10 protein-coding genes and 1 pseudogene are annotated in these 15,077 nt (G+C 59.4%); 5 read left to right on the forward strand and 6 right to left on the reverse strand.

Annotated elements, in window-relative coordinates; genetic code table 11:
• A pseudogene (locus RTK01_RS03845) lies at nucleotides 1-633 on the forward strand (sodium:proline symporter); the annotation flags it as partial.
• 132 nt (nucleotides 634-765) lie between these two features.
• Here the strand turns inward: RTK01_RS03845 and RTK01_RS03850 are convergent.
• From RTK01_RS03850 to glnA, 5 genes are all read right to left on the reverse strand, one after another.
• Nucleotides 766-2,523, reverse strand: coding sequence for an ammonium transporter (locus RTK01_RS03850; RefSeq protein ID WP_312279712.1), 1,758 nt, complete (start codon nucleotides 2,521-2,523; stop codon nucleotides 766-768).
• A 178-nt stretch (nucleotides 2,524-2,701) separates the two neighbouring features.
• Nucleotides 2,702-4,105, reverse strand: coding sequence for a glutamate synthase subunit beta (locus RTK01_RS03855; protein ID WP_312279713.1), 1,404 nt, complete (start codon nucleotides 4,103-4,105; stop codon nucleotides 2,702-2,704).
• Between the two features lie 13 nt (nucleotides 4,106-4,118).
• On the reverse strand, nucleotides 4,119-8,651 hold the full coding sequence (gltB, locus tag RTK01_RS03860) for a glutamate synthase large subunit (RefSeq protein WP_312279714.1): 4,533 nt from the start codon (nucleotides 8,649-8,651) through the stop codon (nucleotides 4,119-4,121).
• A 120-nt stretch (nucleotides 8,652-8,771) separates the two neighbouring features.
• Nucleotides 8,772-9,320, reverse strand: coding sequence for an ANTAR domain-containing protein (locus RTK01_RS03865; RefSeq protein WP_312279715.1), 549 nt, complete (start codon nucleotides 9,318-9,320; stop codon nucleotides 8,772-8,774).
• A 146-nt stretch (nucleotides 9,321-9,466) separates the two neighbouring features.
• Nucleotides 9,467-10,798, reverse strand: coding sequence for a type I glutamate--ammonia ligase (gene glnA, locus RTK01_RS03870; protein ID WP_312279716.1), 1,332 nt, complete (start codon nucleotides 10,796-10,798; stop codon nucleotides 9,467-9,469).
• A 592-nt stretch (nucleotides 10,799-11,390) separates the two neighbouring features.
• Between glnA and RTK01_RS03875 the strand changes: the two genes are divergently transcribed.
• A complete protein-coding gene (locus tag RTK01_RS03875) occupies nucleotides 11,391-11,996 on the forward strand; it encodes an NAD(P)H-dependent oxidoreductase (protein ID WP_312279717.1) in 606 nt (201 codons plus the stop codon).
• Nucleotides 11,997-12,132: 136 nt separating this feature from the next.
• Here the strand turns inward: RTK01_RS03875 and RTK01_RS03880 are convergent, their stop codons facing one another.
• Nucleotides 12,133-12,816: a FadR/GntR family transcriptional regulator gene (locus RTK01_RS03880; protein WP_312279718.1), complete on the reverse strand. Its 684-nt coding sequence runs from the start codon at nucleotides 12,814-12,816 to the stop codon at nucleotides 12,133-12,135.
• Between the two features lie 230 nt (nucleotides 12,817-13,046).
• Here RTK01_RS03880 and RTK01_RS03885 point away from each other — a divergent pair, with 230 nt between their 5' ends.
• The 3 genes from RTK01_RS03885 to RTK01_RS03895 are packed head-to-tail and all read left to right on the forward strand — an operon-like array spanning nucleotide 13,047 to nucleotide 15,077.
• Nucleotides 13,047-13,736: a hypothetical protein gene (locus tag RTK01_RS03885; RefSeq protein WP_294852751.1), complete on the forward strand. Its 690-nt coding sequence runs from the start codon at nucleotides 13,047-13,049 to the stop codon at nucleotides 13,734-13,736.
• A gap of 29 nt (nucleotides 13,737-13,765) precedes the next feature.
• Nucleotides 13,766-13,987, forward strand: a complete 222-nt coding sequence (locus tag RTK01_RS03890) for a 4Fe-4S dicluster domain-containing protein (RefSeq protein ID WP_349680149.1) — start codon at nucleotides 13,766-13,768, stop codon at nucleotides 13,985-13,987.
• Between the two features lie 19 nt (nucleotides 13,988-14,006).
• A complete protein-coding gene (locus RTK01_RS03895) occupies nucleotides 14,007-15,077 on the forward strand; it encodes a 3-methyl-2-oxobutanoate dehydrogenase subunit VorB (protein WP_312279719.1) in 1,071 nt (356 codons plus the stop codon).

Raw genomic sequence — 15,077 nt, forward strand, 5'->3', positions numbered from 1 at the left:
ATCGTGGGCTATAGCGTCACCGTGGCGGGCGGCATTGGGTTTTTGGAAGGTTCCGCCTCCGAAACCATTATTGTGCGGCTGTCGGGCCTTTTGTCCACCTTTGGCATTCCCGCGGCGCTGCTTGCCGGTGTGGTGCTGGCGGGGATTCTGGCCAGCACCATGTCCACCGCCGACTCTCAGCTTCTGGCGGCGGCCTCCAGCGTGTCTCAGAACTTGCTGGACGAGTGTTTCCATGTGAAAATGAGCGAAGGGAAAAAAGTGGCTGCCGCCCGGATGACGGTGCTGGGGATTGCTCTGATTTCCATGATTCTGGCGCGGGACCCCAACAGCTCCGTATTCGGCATCGTGTCCTTCGCGTGGGCGGGCTTCGGCGCGGCCTTCGGTCCCGTGGTCCTGTCTGCTTTGTTCTGGAAGCGGGGCACCTGGCAGGGGGCGCTGGCGGGCATGATCTCCGGCGGCACCATGGTTTTCGTGTGGAAGTATCTGGTGCGGCCTTTGGGCGGCGCATGGAACATCTACGAGCTGCTGCCCGCATTTTTGACCGCCTGTGTCTTCATCGTCATCGTCAGCCTTGCGACCCGCGCTCCCGGCCGCGAGATTACCGACGACTTCGACGCCGTGAAGGCCCTATGACGACCTGCCGACCCTGACGGACGACGGAGCATTTCCCCAAATTATTAAAAGCATAAAACGGAAGCCGCCCGGAGCATTGCTCCGGGCGGCTTCCGTTTAGAAGGGGGTGTGTATGTTCCGCGGAGGGAAGGCTCAGCCGACGTCATCCTGCAAGGCGTCGTAGCCTTCTTCACCGGTGCGGACTTTGATGACATTTTCCACGTCGTAGACAAAAATCTTCCCGTCTCCGATGTGGCCGGTGTACAGCGCCTGTTTGGCGGTGGACACCACGAGGGACACGGGCAGCTTGCACACCACAATGTCCACCTTAAGCTTTGGCCGGATATTGACCTCCATTTTTACGCCGCGATAGTATTCGCTGGCGCCCCGCTGCTCGCCACAGCCCATGACGTTGGTGCAGGTCATGCCGGTGATGCCGATATCGAACAGGGCGGTTTTCAGCGCGTCAAACTTGCCCTGGTTGCAGAGAATTTCGATTTTGGTGATTTTAACGCCCGCGGGAGCAACAGGAACGGCGTCCCCGGCGACGGGGACCACCAGCTCCACGGGGACGGCCTCCCGCACGGGGACATTGCCTAAGAGGGCCTCGTCGTCGTAATCGCTGCGGGCAACCGTAAAGTCAGCGTAGGCACTGAGCAGGCCGTGCTCGGTGGAATCCAGTCCCTCCAGCTCTTCCTGCCGGGGGACCCGCAGACCAATCGTATGCTTGATAAGCTGGAACATGCAGGTCATGGTGACGCTTACCCATGCGGCCACCGCCAGAACCCCGATGAGCTGCACTAGAAGCTGGGCAAAGCCGCCGCCATAAACAAGACCCAGTCCCGTGCCCCGGGTCAGCACCTCCGCGTCTGTATAGGGGTCGAAATAGGCGAATACGCCCACCAGCAGAGTACCTACCGCGCCGCAGCAGCCATGAACGCCCACCGCACCCACGGGATCGTCTACCTTCAGCTTCTGGTCGATGAATTCCACGCCGAATACCACGGTAAAACCTGCGATAATGCCGATGATGGCCGCGCCGGTGACGGTGACGGTGGAGCACCCGGCGGTGATGGCCACAAGGCCCGCAAGAGAGCCGTTCAGCGTCATGGACACGTCGGGCTTGCCGTATTTTACCCAAGTGATGCACATAGCGGTGAGGGTCGCAGTGACGGCCGCCATATTGGTGGTGACGAAGATGCGGCCCACGTTTTGGGTCAGCCCGTCAATGGCGAGGGAGGAGGCGGGGTTAAACCCGAACCACCCGAACCACAGAATGAACACGCCCAGACAGCCCAGCGTGATGGAGTGGCCGGGGATGGCGCGGGATTTGCCATCCTTAGTGTATTTTCCAATGCGAGGCCCGAGGATCAGCGCGCCGATAAAGGCGCTGAGTCCGCCCACCATATGTACGGCGGTGGAGCCTGCAAAATCGTGAAAGCCGTATGCCCCAAGGCCGGACAAAAGCCCGTCGGGCGTTCCCAGCGTGCTGAGCCAGCCGCCGCCCCAGATCCAGTGGCCGGAGACGGGATAGACGAACAGGGAAATAATCACGGAGTAGACAAGATAGCTCTTAAACTTTGTCCGCTCCGCCATGGCGCCGGAGACAATGGTGGCGGCGGTGGCGCAGAATACCGTCTGGAAGATGAGAAAGGTCCAGTCCGTGTCTGCCGCCGAGGCCACTGCCGGCGTGCCCATCACGCCGGGAATCAGCTCCGCGCCGTACATGATGCCGAAGCCGATCAGCCAGTAGACAATGGTGCCGCAGACGAAATCCATCAGGTTTTTCATGCAGATGTTGCCTGCGTTTTTGGCACGGGTAAACCCGGTTTCCACCATGGCAAAGCCGGCCTGCATGAAAAAGACCAGCGTGGCCCCCAGTAGGACCCATAAGGTGTCGATAGCGCTCATAGTTTTTCCTCCTCCATTTGCACACAGCTACAAAAATTGGCAAAGGCGCCGGAGAGCGATTTGCTCTCTCCGGCGCCTTTGCCAGTTATATTGATATGACTTTACTACGAAAACGAATGTGCGTCAACTGGCGAATCTCTCAACAAAATTAACATACCAAACAAAAATTTCTGCAATATTATACACTTTGGACAAGATTTGTGTACCCGCTTAAAAACCGATCCACCTCTGCGGCTGCTGTGCGCCCCTCCGCAATGGCCCAGACCACCAGCGACGCGCCACGGCGCATATCTCCGGCGACGAAGACCTTTCCCACATTTGTGCAAAATCGGTGCGCGTCTGTGAAAACGGCGTCGCTTTGTTCCACGCCGAAGGCGCGGCAGACGGTTTCCTCGCAGCCGGAAAAGCCGGTGGCAAAAATCAAAAGCCCGCAGGGAAGCGTTTCACCCTGCGCGGTGACGACGGCGGTCAGCGCTCCGGCCTCTCCAGACACAAGGCTTTGGACCTGCGTGCCAAAGCGCCGTGGGTCCGCCCCGAATACCGCAGCGGCTTCCTCGTGGGCATAGTCCGCGGGAAGACTGCCGTCAGCGGCAAGATAGTCCTCCTTGGGGCGGCGCACCAGCTGAACCACGGATTTGCAGCCCTGCCGCAGAGCGGTGGCCACGCAGTCCGAGGCGGTGTCTCCCGTGCCGATGACCACTACGTCCTTGCCGTTTGCAAGGGCGCTTTCTGGAATTTCCAAGCGAAATGCCTGCCGCTCCACGGCGACTTTTAAATACTCCGTGCCATAGAGAACGCCTGTCAGCCCCGCCGTGTCAAGGCCAAGGGGACGGGGCTGCTCCGCGCCGCAGCAGAGAATCACAGCGTCGTACTCCTCTGTGAGCCGCCGGGCCGTTTCGGGCGCTGCCGCATCCACGCCGGTGACGAAGGACACGCCCTCGTCCGTCATCAGGCTGACACGCCGCATTATCACGGACTTGGGCAGCTTCATGTTGGGGATTCCATAGGTCAGAAGTCCACCGGGGTAAGCCTCCCGCTCAATGACGGTAACGGAATGGCCCCGGTGATTGAGTTGGTCCGCAGCGGCCAGCCCCGCCGGGCCGCTGCCTACCACGGCAATCTTTTTTCCGGACCACTGAGGCGGGCGGCGGCGTTTCACGCCGCCGGAGGAAAACGCATCCTCAATCACGCAAAGCTCGTTGTCCCGGATCGTCACCGCGTCGCCGTACAGCCCGCAGATGCACGCGTGCTCACAGGGGGCGGGGCAAACCCGTCCGGTAAATTCCGGAAAGTTGTTGGTTTTGAGAAGGCGGCTCAGAGCATGGCCCCGGTTGCCGGACCAGAGCATGTCGTTCCACTCCGGAATCAGGTTGTGAAGCGGACAGCCGAACACCGCTCCGTTGTAAAGCATTCCAGCCTGACAGTAAGGCGTGCCGCAGTTCATGCACCGCCCGCCCTGCTGGGCGCGCTCGGTATCGGGCTGGGGAAGATGAAATTCCTCCCAGTTTTCCACCCGCTCCGCAGGAAGACGTTGCGCGTTGTCCCGGCGGGAATAGTCTAAAAATCCGGTAATCTTACCCATATGTAGTCTCCCTTCATGCCTGCGTCCGGGCATAAAATGCCTCGATTTCTGCCTGATTGCGGCTCATACCCTTTTCCTCACGCTGGGCGATGGCCCGGAGCATCCGGTCATAGTCGATGGGCATGACCTTCTTGAAGCAGGGGATGTAGGACTGGAATGCCGCCAGAATCTTTTTGCCCCGGGGAGAACCGGTGGCGGCCACATGCTCCTCAATGAGGGCACGAAGCTCCTGAATGTCGTGGGCCTCGGTCAGCGTGTCTGTCAAAACCTGCTCCTTGTTCAGCCGCAGGTACAAATCGTGCTTTTCGTCCAACACGTAGGCAACGCCGCCGGACATGCCCGCCGCGAAGTTTTTCCCGGTGGGGCCGAGAATGACAACCCGGCCCCCGGTCATGTATTCGCAGCCGTGGTCGCCCACGCCCTCCACCACCGCCACGGCGCCGGAGTTGCGCACGCAGAACCGCTCACCCGCCATGCCGTTGATAAACGCCCGGCCCGCCGTGGCCCCGTAGAGGGCCACATTTCCAACAATGACGTTTTCACCGGGCTTGAAAACGCTGCTTTTAGGGGGATAGAGAATCAGCTTGCCGCCGGACAGGCCCTTTCCAAAGCCGTCGTTGCAGTCGCCCTCCAGCGTCAGGGTCAGCCCCGTGGGGATAAACGCGCCGAAGGACTGCCCGCCGCCGCCGTGGCATGTGACGACATAGCTGTTGTCCGGCAGGGTATTGCCGCACCGAGAGGTAATCTCGGAGCCGAAAAGCACGCCGAAGGATCGGTCGGTGGACGACACACTCAGCTCCAGTCGTCCGCCGCGTTTTCCCTTCAGGGATTTTCCCAGCTTTTCCATCAGGATGCGCATGTCCGCCGTCTTTTCAAGGGCAAAGTCATACACGTTCGCCGGGTCAAAGTGGGGAGCGCGTTCGCCTGTGGGATTGCCCAGTAGTCCGCCCAGCTCCAAAGCTTCCGCCCGATGGGTGACAAGCTTTTCCCGGACCCGCAAAAGGTCGCTGCGGCCCACCAGTTCGTCCACGGTGCGCACACCGAGCTGCGCCATCAGCTCCCGCAGCTCCCGGGCCACAAAGTACATGAAGTTGACCACATATTCCGGCTTTCCCGCAAAACGTTTACGCAGGACGGGATTTTGGGTGGCGATGCCTGCGGGACAGGTGTCCAGATTGCATACCCGCATCATGCAGCAGCCCATGGTCACCAGCGGGGCGGTTGCAAAGCTGAATTCCTCCGCTCCCAGCATGCAGGCAATGGCCACGTCCCGGCCGGTCATCAGCTTGCCGTCGGTTTCAATGACCACGCGGCTGCGCAGTCCGTTTTGAATCAGAGCCTGATGCGCCTCGGCAACGCCCAGCTCCCACGGAAGGCCCGCCCCCTGAATGGAGCTTTTGGGAGCCGCGCCCGTGCCCCCATCGTGACCGGAGATGAGCACCACCTGCGCTCCCGCCTTGGCAACGCCGGAGGCGATGGTTCCAACCCCCGCCTCGGACACCAGCTTCACGCTGATGCGGGCGCGGCGGTTAGCATTTTTCAGGTCGTAAATGAGCTGCTCCAAATCCTCAATGGAGTAAATGTCATGGTGGGGCGGGGGAGAGATCAGCGTCACGCCCGGCGTGGAACAGCGGGTTTTGGCAATCCACGGATAGACTTTGGCACCGGAAAGGTGGCCGCCCTCGCCGGGCTTGGCTCCCTGCGCCATTTTAATCTGAATTTCCTCGGCGCTGCAAAGGTATTCGCTGGTCACGCCAAACCGGGCGGAGGAAACCTGCTTGATGGCGGAATTGCGGTTGGTGCCAAAGCGGGCGGGATCCTCGCCGCCCTCGCCGGAGTTGGACTTTCCGCCAATGCGGTTCATGGCGAGTGCCATGCACTCATGGGCCTCCTGAGAAATGGAGCCGTAGCTCATGGCTCCGGTTTTAAAGCGCTTGACAATAGAGTCCTCGCGCTCCACCTCGTCGATGGGAATGCCGCCGCCCTCGTCAAATCGGAAATCCAGCAGGCCCCGCAGGGTATGGGGCTTGTCAGCCCGGTCTACCTCGGCGGCGTATTCCCTGAATGTGTCGTAGCTTCCCTCCCGCGCGGCCTTTTGCAGCAGCAAAATGGTGCGGGGATTGTACATATGGTCCTCTTTGTCGGGACCGGAGCGCAGTTTCAGGGCTCCGACGGAATCCAGCGTGGTGTCATAGCCAAGGCCCAGAGGGTCGAAAGCCCGGTTGTGGTTCCACTCCACGCCTTCGCCGATTTCCGCAAGGCCCACGCCCCCCACTCGGCTGACGGTGTTGGTAAAATACCGGTCGATTACGGAGCGGTGGATGCCCACACACTCGAAAATCTGGGCGGACTGGTAAGACTGTATGGTAGATATTCCCATTTTGGAGGCGATTTTTACGATACCGTGAAGAATGGCGCTGTTGTAATCGCTGACAGCGGCGCCGGGGTCCTTGTCCAGAAGCCCCACCTCCACCAGCTCCGCCACGCACTCCTGCGCCAGATAGGGGTTGACGGCCTGCGCGCCATAGCCCAGCAGTGCGGCAAAATGATGCACGTCCCGGGGTTCCGCGCTCTCAAGGAGAATGGAGAGGGCAGTGCGCTTTTTGGTGCGCACCAAATGCTGCTGCAATGCCGAAACCGCCAGAAGGGAGGGGATGGCCATGTGGTTTTCATCCACGCCCCGGTCGGAAAGGATCAGGATATTTGCCCCATGGCGGTAGGCCCGGTCACAGTTGATAAACAGGCGGTCCAGCGCGTGCTCCAAGGGCATGCCGGGGTAATATAGCAGGGACAGGGTTTCCACTTGAAAGCCGGGGCGGTTCATGTAGCGGATTTTCATTAAATCCAAGGAGGTGAGAATAGGGTTTTGGATTTCCAACACGGTGCAGTTTTCCGCCCGCTCCTGCAACAGGTTTCCGCCCGCGCCCACGTAAACCGTGGTGTCTGTGACGATTTCCTCCCGGATGGCGTCCATGGGCGGATTAGTGACTTGGGCGAAAAGCTGCTTAAAATAGTTGAACAAGGGCTGGTGCTGTTCGCTGAGCACGGCCAAGGGCGTATCCACGCCCATGGCGCAGGTAGGCTCGGCACCATCCCGGGCCATGGGGAGGAGGGAGTCCTTCACCTCTTCATAAGTATAGCCAAAGGCCTTGTACAGCCGGTCCCGCAGTTCCTGCGGGTGGTGCTCCACCTGCCGATTGGGAATGGAGATGTCCTTGAGGTAAACCAGATGCTGGTCCAGCCATTCGCCGTAGGGCCGACGGCGGGCATAGTTCCCCTTCAGCTCCGCGTCGTCCACCAGCCGCCCAAGGGTCAAATCCGCCAGCAGCATCCTTCCGGGCTGCAAACGGGACTTTTTCACGATTTTTTCCGCCGGGATGTCCAGAACGCCCACCTCGGAGGAGAGAATCAGCGTCTCGTCGTCCGTGAGGTACCAGCGGCAGGGGCGAAGGCCGTTCCGGTCCAGCACCGCACCCACCGTGTCTCCGTCGGAAAAGACGATGGCGGCGGGGCCGTCCCAAGGCTCCATCATGGTGGCGTAATAGTGATAGAAGTCCCGCTTTTCCCGGTCCATTCTGCGGTCGTTGGCCCACGGCTCGGGAAGGCACAGCATCACCGCCTGAGGCAGGGGAACGCCGTTCATCATCAGAAATTCTAGCGTATTGTCCAGCATGGAGGAATCAGACCCGTTCTGGTCCACCACGGGGAGAATTTTGTCCATGTCCTCCTCCATAACCGACGAGAACATAGTTTCCTCCCGGGCCAGCATCCGGTCCACATTGCCCCGGATGGTGTTGATTTCTCCGTTGTGCATGATATAGCGGTTGGGATGGGCGCGCTCCCAGCTTGGATTTGTGTTGGTGGAAAACCGGGAGTGGACCAGCGCGATGGCGCTTTCGCAGTCCGGGTCGGAGAGGTCGGGATAAAATTCCCGAAGCTGCCCCACCAGAAACATCCCCTTATACACAATGGTGCGGCTGGAAAACGAGGGGACGTAGGCGGCAATGCTGGACTGCTCGAAGACCCTGCGGGCAACATACAGCTTCCGATCAAAATCCAGTCCCGTGGCGCAGCCCTCCGGACGCTTTACAAAGCACTGGCAGATATGGGGCATACAGCTCCGGGCCTTATCGCCCAGCACGTCCGGGCGGATGGGAACATCCCTCCAGCCTAAGAATTCCATGCCCTCTTTGGCAACGATGATCTCCAGCATTTTCTGCGCCTGCGCACGCTTGAGCCGATCTGCGGGTAGGAAAAGCATGCCCACGCCGTAATCTCGTTCTTTCCCCAGAGAGAAGCCTTCCTCCAGCGCGGCCCTTGCCAGCAGCTTGTGGGGGACTTGAAGCATCAGGCCCACGCCATCGCCGGTTTTTCCGGTAGCGTCCTTTCCCGCGCGGTGCTCCAGCTTTTCCACGATTTTCAGCGCGTCGTCCACCGTGCGCCAGGTTTTTTCGCCTCGTAGGCTGACCACAGCACCGATGCCGCAGGCGTCGTGATCAACGAGGGGATTGTAAAGGAGTGTGGGCCGCTGAGTAGGGTCAATCATGGAAAACAGCTCCTATCTGTGATAAAGTGAGCCGCAGGGTGGATTGCTCCCCCCGCGGCAGTTTATAAAATGCACCTTGGGCAATACCGGAATGGCGTTTGGCAGAGAAAATGCGAAATTTCAGCCGTGGACGTCGGTATAAGCTTCTATCATCAACTGTGCGGTTTCCGCCAGCTTCATGCCCGCGTCCATGCTGCGTTTTTGCAGAAAACGGTGGGCCTCGGCCTCGGACATGCGGTTAATATCCATCAAAAGCTCCTTGGCTCGGCGAATCAGCCGCTGCTCCGGTTCGTCCCGCAATGGCGAGGGATGGCGAGGGCTGGTCGGACGAAAGGCCAGCAGAAGCTCCAGCGAGGTAAAGAAATCCGCCTTGCGGGTGGGGGAGGCCAGCTTGAACAGGTTTTCTCCTTCGCAAAAATCCAGGTTTGCGGCGGTGGACACCACCAAAAGGGCACTGACGCCCCGGAGGGAGGCCGCCAGATCGTTTGCCGTCATATCCCGCAGGCGAAAGCCGCAGATGATGGACGCGCCGCCAAGCTTTCTGGCGGCGCGAATGGCCTCCGCCCCCGTGGCGCAGCAGGCGGCAGGGATATAGCCGCCCGATTCCAGCAGCAGCACGGTGCGCCGCTGCGCTTCCTCGTTGGAAAACGCGACGATGATTCCGGACATGGCTTCCATCCCTCCTCTCCCGGGCAACAGGCCGCGCTGATTTTTGCCCGGCGGGCGCAAATCTCCGCGCGGATACCCATGCCGTGGCCGCGTATATGAAAAGCGACCGACGGCGCGTCCGATGACGCCTTACAGCCCCAGAGAAATCAGTAGGTCACGAGATATTTGCCCAGCTCCCAGGCCGTGACCTGCGTGCGGTATTCCGCCCATTCCCGCTGCTTCCCGGCAATATACTGGCTTGTGACGTGAGGCCCCAGCGCGTCGGTGACGACCTGGTCGGATTCCATGGCAAAAACGGCCTCCTCCAGCGTGGCGGGAAGATTGGCAATGCCTTGGCGGCGGAGAGTCTCCACGTCCATGGCGTACAGGTTTTCCACCGTTTCCTCCGGCGGCGTCAGCTTCCGCTCGATTCCATCCAGCCCCGCCGCCAGACACACGGCCAGCGCCAGATACGGATTGCAGGAGGGGTCGGGACTGCGCAGCTCCACCCGGGTGTCCTGCCCCCGGGGGGACGGAATGCGGACCAGCGCGGAGCGGTTGGACGACGACCACGCAAGGCAGTTGGGAGCCTCGTAGCCGGAAGCCAGCCGCTTATAAGAATTTACCAGCGGGTTGGTCACCGCGCAAAAGCCCCCGGCGTGAGCCAGAAGTCCCGCGATGAAGTGATAGGCCAGCGGCGAAAGCTTTCTTGCGTCCGCTTCGTCGTAAAAGGCGTTTTTCCCGTCCCGGAATAGGGACATGTTTACATGCATACCGCTGCCCGCCGCGCCGAAAACCGGTTTTGGCATAAAAGTGGCGTGAAGCCCGTTTTTCTGCGCCATAGTCTTTACCGCCAGCTTAAAGGTCATAATCCCGTCGGCGGCCTTCATGGCGTCGGCGTATTTCATGTCGATTTCGTGCTGACCGGCGGAAACCTCGTGGTGGCTGGCTTCCACTTCGAGGCCCATGGCCTCCAGCGCCAGACAGATTTCCCGCCGAGTTCCCTCTCCGTGGTCCAAAGGACCCAGATCGAAGTAGCCCGCCTGATCTCCGGTGACGGTGGTGGGGTTGCCCTCACCGTCGGTCTGGAACAGGAAAAATTCCATCTCCGGCCCCACGTTAAAGGTAAAGCCCATATCTGCCGCCCGCTTGACCACCCGCTTTAATACGTTTCGCGGGTCCCCGGAAAAGGATGCGCCGTCCGGGTTGTGAACGTCGCAGATCAGCCGGGCCACCTTCCCGTATTGGGGCCGCCAGGGCAGCACTGCGAAGGTGTCCAGATCCGGCCAGAGACACTGGTCGGATTCCTCGATGCGGACAAAACCTTCGATGGAGCTGCCGTCCAGCATAATCTGATTGTTCAGCGCCCGCTCAAGCTGAGAGACGGAGACGGCCACGTTTTTCATCTGGCCGAAAATATCCGTAAACTGCATGCGGATGAACTGAACGTCCTCCTCCTGAACCATTCGGAGAATATCTTCCTTGCTGAATCCGCTCATAAAAACAGTCTCCTTTCAACTGAGAGTTTATGCGTTTGCGCTCGGTTTCTCACAATAGCGCAATAAAGCGTGGAATACAAAAAGAACGCGGCAAAGCCCCTGAGGGTGCCCCGTTGCGCTCTCTTGCTGGGAATTATAGCGGCGAAATGGATTGTTGTCAACGCTTTTGCCCCGGATGACGGGAAAAAAGTGCTCATTTCATGGCTTTTTCTAAAACCGGAAGTTTCCGCAAAAAAACTTTGTGCAATTTCATATGACTTGCGGCTGTTTTCATAAAGCGGACATTTATATTCAAGAGACATACGATTTCGGAAAATAAAAAATTTTTTAAGAATCTTGAAGCTGGCGCGAAGTCAAAGCAAAGCCAAATGGCGGGGGGCGGCGTATCTGGCGGCGCGGAGATCTTGGAAGCGGAAAAACGGAACTTCGCCGCGCCACAAAGCAGCTCTGCGCCCAAAAATTTTAAGGCAGGGATTGCCGGTCTTGACGGCGCATTCCGGGGACGGTATACTAAAGTAACATACTGTAAGAAGGGGCTTTTCGGTGAGGATGCGTATAGGCCCTCCCGGAGAGGAACGTCAGGAGGCATTTTGTGAAACAGGCATTGTATATTGACTGCTGCATCCGGGGAGAAGCATCCCGTACGAGGAAGCTGGCGGAGTCGTTTTTTGCCGCGCTGCCGGATGGTTGGCAGGTGACTGCTGTGAATCTTATGGAAGAGGATTTTCAGCCTTTAGCTGGCGAGTTTTTTGAACGGCGGGAAGCGTTGCTGAAAGCCGGAAAAACGGACGATCCCCGGTTTGACCGGGCGCGGGAGCTGGCGGCGGCGGACCTGATCGTAATTGCCGCGCCGTTTTGGGACATGAGCTTTCCCGCACTGCTGAAGGTCTATATTGAAAACGTGTCGGTGGAGGGCATCACCTTCCGCAGCACTGCGGAGGGCCTGAAGGGCCTGTGCGCGGCGGAGCGATGCGTGTTTCTCACCACCCGGGGCGGCGCCTATCCCGCCGGGGACCCGCTGGAACAGGCCGTGCCCTACTTGCGGGCCATTCAGATATTTTTCGGAATTGGCGATCTGACCTGCGTGGCGGCGGACGGGCTGGACTTGGACGGCGCGGACCCGGAGGCCCTGCTGGCGGACGCCTGCGCCGAGGCGGCGGCCCTTGCGCGGACCCTCTTGCCCGCCCAAACCTGCTGAGTGGCGTCCCGGCAATGGAGGTCTGCAAAGCTACCAATAGGCTAAAGCGCCTGCCCCGGCATTGCCGGGGCAGGCGCGTTTTGTTTAATAAGGAACGGGGAGGCCATGGCTTGGGGGAAATAACGCTCACGGCGCGCTATACCCGCAGAGTTTGAATCAGGTGCTTCATGTGGATGCTCATGGCGTAGCGCGCGCCCACGTCGTCCCGGCGCAGCAGAAAATCCACAATCAGCAGGTTGTCGGCCACGGCAATTTCCTGCATGTGCTTTTGATTCTCCGAAATCTGCATAATCTCGCTCACCGCGTCGTTGATGATGGGATAAAGGCGGCGCATGTATTCGTTGTGAGACGCGCGGATGATGCTCAGATGGAAGTCCTGATCCGCGGAGGGCCAGTCTCCGCCGGAGGCGGCAATCTGCGCCATTCGCTCCGCTTTGCGGCGGATTTGGTCCAGTTCCTCGTCGCTTGCCCGCTGGCAGGCCAGCGCCACTGTGGCAGGCTCGAAAATCAGGCGCATCTCAAACAGGTCCCTGGCTCTGGTCCGGGACCTCAAATCCGTCAGCGCCGTCATATCCACCGGGAAGCGGGGCAGTTCCCGGGCCACAAATGTGCCCTTGCCCCGCTGAATTTCCAGCACGCCCTGTGCAACCAGAAATGAAATCGCCTCCCGCAGCGTAGTGCGGCTGACGCCTAAAAGCTCGCTCAGCTCGTTTTCGTTGGGCAGCTTGCCGCCGGTTTCATACCGGTGCTCCTCTGCGATCATGTCCAGCAATCGCTCCGCCGCCCGCTGAGACAGCTTTGCCTTTTTTGGTCCCTCCATAAAAGTCCTCCTTCGCCCCTGTGGGGGCGTATTTCATGTTTTAAAGTGCTGCCGCTTTGCCTGCAAACTTCTTATTCACATCAAATTTCAAGAAAAGATCGACAGAGTTTCGGCAAAAGGCACAATAACTTCCCTTGACATCTCCAACCAAATCAGTTATACTGACATCATACAACGCATACGATAATAATACAACTCTTTTTTGATATTTTGAAAGCGAGGGGGCCATTTTGATTCTGACATCCGATCAGGTCTGCTCCAACCGCGTCGTACTTGTCTGTGGGCATTACGGGACGGGGAAGACCGAGTTTGCCGTAAACTATGCGCTGGGGTTGGCCCATGAGGGGCACGCCGCCATGCTGGCGGACGTGGACATCGTGAACCCCTATTTCCGCTCCAGAGAGCGGAGAAAACTTTTGGAGGGGGCGGGGATCCGGGTGATCTCCTCTTCTCAGGCGTGCAGCGACGCGGACGTGCCCGCCCTTCCGGCGGAGCTTTTGACCATTCTGGAAAACCGGGAAATCCGGGGCGTGATGGATGTGGGCGGCGATCCGGTGGGCGCACGGGTGCTGGCCCGGTTTCAGCCCAAAATTATTGCGGAGGATTACAAGCTTCTCTTCGTGCTCAACGCCAACCGGCCCGAGGTGCGCACGGCAGAGGCCGCCGTGGCCTATCTTCGCAGCATCGAGGTCGTGACGGGTCTTGCGTGCGGCGGCATTGTGAACAATACCCATCTGTGCGGCGAGACGACGCCTGAAGAGATTCTCAAGGGCGCGGAGCTGGCCGAAGCGGTTTCGCGGGAAACCGGCATTCCCGTTATGTGCCATGTGGCGGAGCGGCGCTTCACCGGCGAGGAAAGCCTCGCGGGCCTTAAGCTGTTTCCCATTGACATTTATATGAAAAAACCGTGGGAGCTGTAAAAGGCTCCCAACAACATGAAGGGAGGCAAATGAGTATCATGGCAGCAAGGGTAACATTTGACCGGGACCGGTGCAAGGGCTGTGAGTTGTGCGTTTCCGTGTGTCCCAAGCATATCGTGGCAATTGACATGGACGTCATCAACCGCAAGGGCTATCATCCCGCCGGGGTGGTGGATATAGCGGCATGCATTGCCTGCGCAAGCTGCGCAAAAATCTGTCCGGATTCCGTGATTACCGTGGAAAAAATCTGACGAAGGAGGTTGAATTTTCGTGGGAAAAGAGCTTTGGAAAGGAAATGAAGCGATTGCAGAGGCCGCCATCCGCGCGGGCTGCGACTGCTTCTTTGGGTATCCCATTACCCCGCAGAGCGAGATTCCGGAATATCTCTCTTTGCATATGCCGCAGCACGGCAAGGTGTTTGTTCAGGCGGAGTCCGAGGTGGCCGCTATCAATATGGTATACGGGGCCGCAGGCGCCGGAATGCGGGTTATGACCTCTTCGTCCTCTCCCGGAATCTCCCTAAAGCAGGAGGGCATTACTTATCTTGCGGGCGCGGAGCTGCCCGCCGTAATTGTCAACTGTATGCGCGGAGGACCGGGCCTTGGAACGATTCAGCCCGGTCAGAGCGACTATTTTCAGGCCACCCGCGGCGGCGGCAACGGCGACTATCGCACGGTGGTGCTGGCCCCCGCCAACATTCAGGAGGCCGTGGACATGGTGCAGGAGGCGTTTGACATCGCCGACCAATACCGCAACCCCGTGCTGGTGCTGGCGGACGGCATGATCGGTCAGATGATGGAGCCCATCGAGTGGCGCGAGATTCCAAAGCGCAAGCTGGCGCCCAAGGACTGGGCCGCCACAGGCCGCAAGGGCCGTGCGCACCACAACGTGATCAACTCCCTGTATATCGATCCCAACGAGTGCGACGACTTTAACGTGGAGCTTGCAAAGAAGTATCAGGTCATCAAGGAGAACGAAGTCCGCTGGACCGGCAAGGACGCGGAGGACGCCGAGCTTCTCATCACGGCCTACGGTACACCCGCCCGCATTGTCCTCACGGCATTGGAACAGCTTCGGGTAGAGGGGATTAAGGCGGGGCTCTTCCGTCCCATTTCGCTGTGGCCCTTCCCGGAGAAGGCGCTGCACGATCTGGCCCTGCGGGATAATGTGAAGGCGATTTTGGACGTGGAAATGAGCATTGACGGCCAGATGATCGAAGATGTGCGCCTGAGCGTGGAGGGCCACAAGCCCATCTCCTATCTGGGCCACGCCGGCGGCGTGATTCCCACTGTGGAAGAAATCGTGGAAGCGGGCAAAAAGGCCCTGAAGGAGGCGGAGTAA

This window comes from Oscillibacter sp. (genome assembly GCF_031978065.1).
GTDB lineage: Bacteria > Bacillota > Clostridia > Oscillospirales > Oscillospiraceae > Oscillibacter.

Bases quoted from the DNA above. Each gene is read 5' to 3' on its own strand.
- RTK01_RS03850 (WP_312279712.1), bottom strand. From the start codon at position 2,523: ATGAGCGCTATCGACACCTTATGGGTCCTACTGGGGGCCACGCTGGTC.
- RTK01_RS03855 (WP_312279713.1), bottom strand. From the start codon at position 4,105: ATGGGTAAGATTACCGGATTTTTAGACTATTCCCGCCGGGACAACGCG.
- gltB (WP_312279714.1), bottom strand. From the start codon at position 8,651: ATGATTGACCCTACTCAGCGGCCCACACTCCTTTACAATCCCCTCGTT.
- RTK01_RS03865 (WP_312279715.1), bottom strand. From the start codon at position 9,320: ATGTCCGGAATCATCGTCGCGTTTTCCAACGAGGAAGCGCAGCGGCGC.
- glnA (WP_312279716.1), bottom strand. From the start codon at position 10,798: ATGAGCGGATTCAGCAAGGAAGATATTCTCCGAATGGTTCAGGAGGAG.
- RTK01_RS03880 (WP_312279718.1), bottom strand. From the start codon at position 12,816: ATGGAGGGACCAAAAAAGGCAAAGCTGTCTCAGCGGGCGGCGGAGCGA.
- RTK01_RS03890 (WP_349680149.1), top strand. From the start codon at position 13,766: ATGAGTATCATGGCAGCAAGGGTAACATTTGACCGGGACCGGTGCAAG.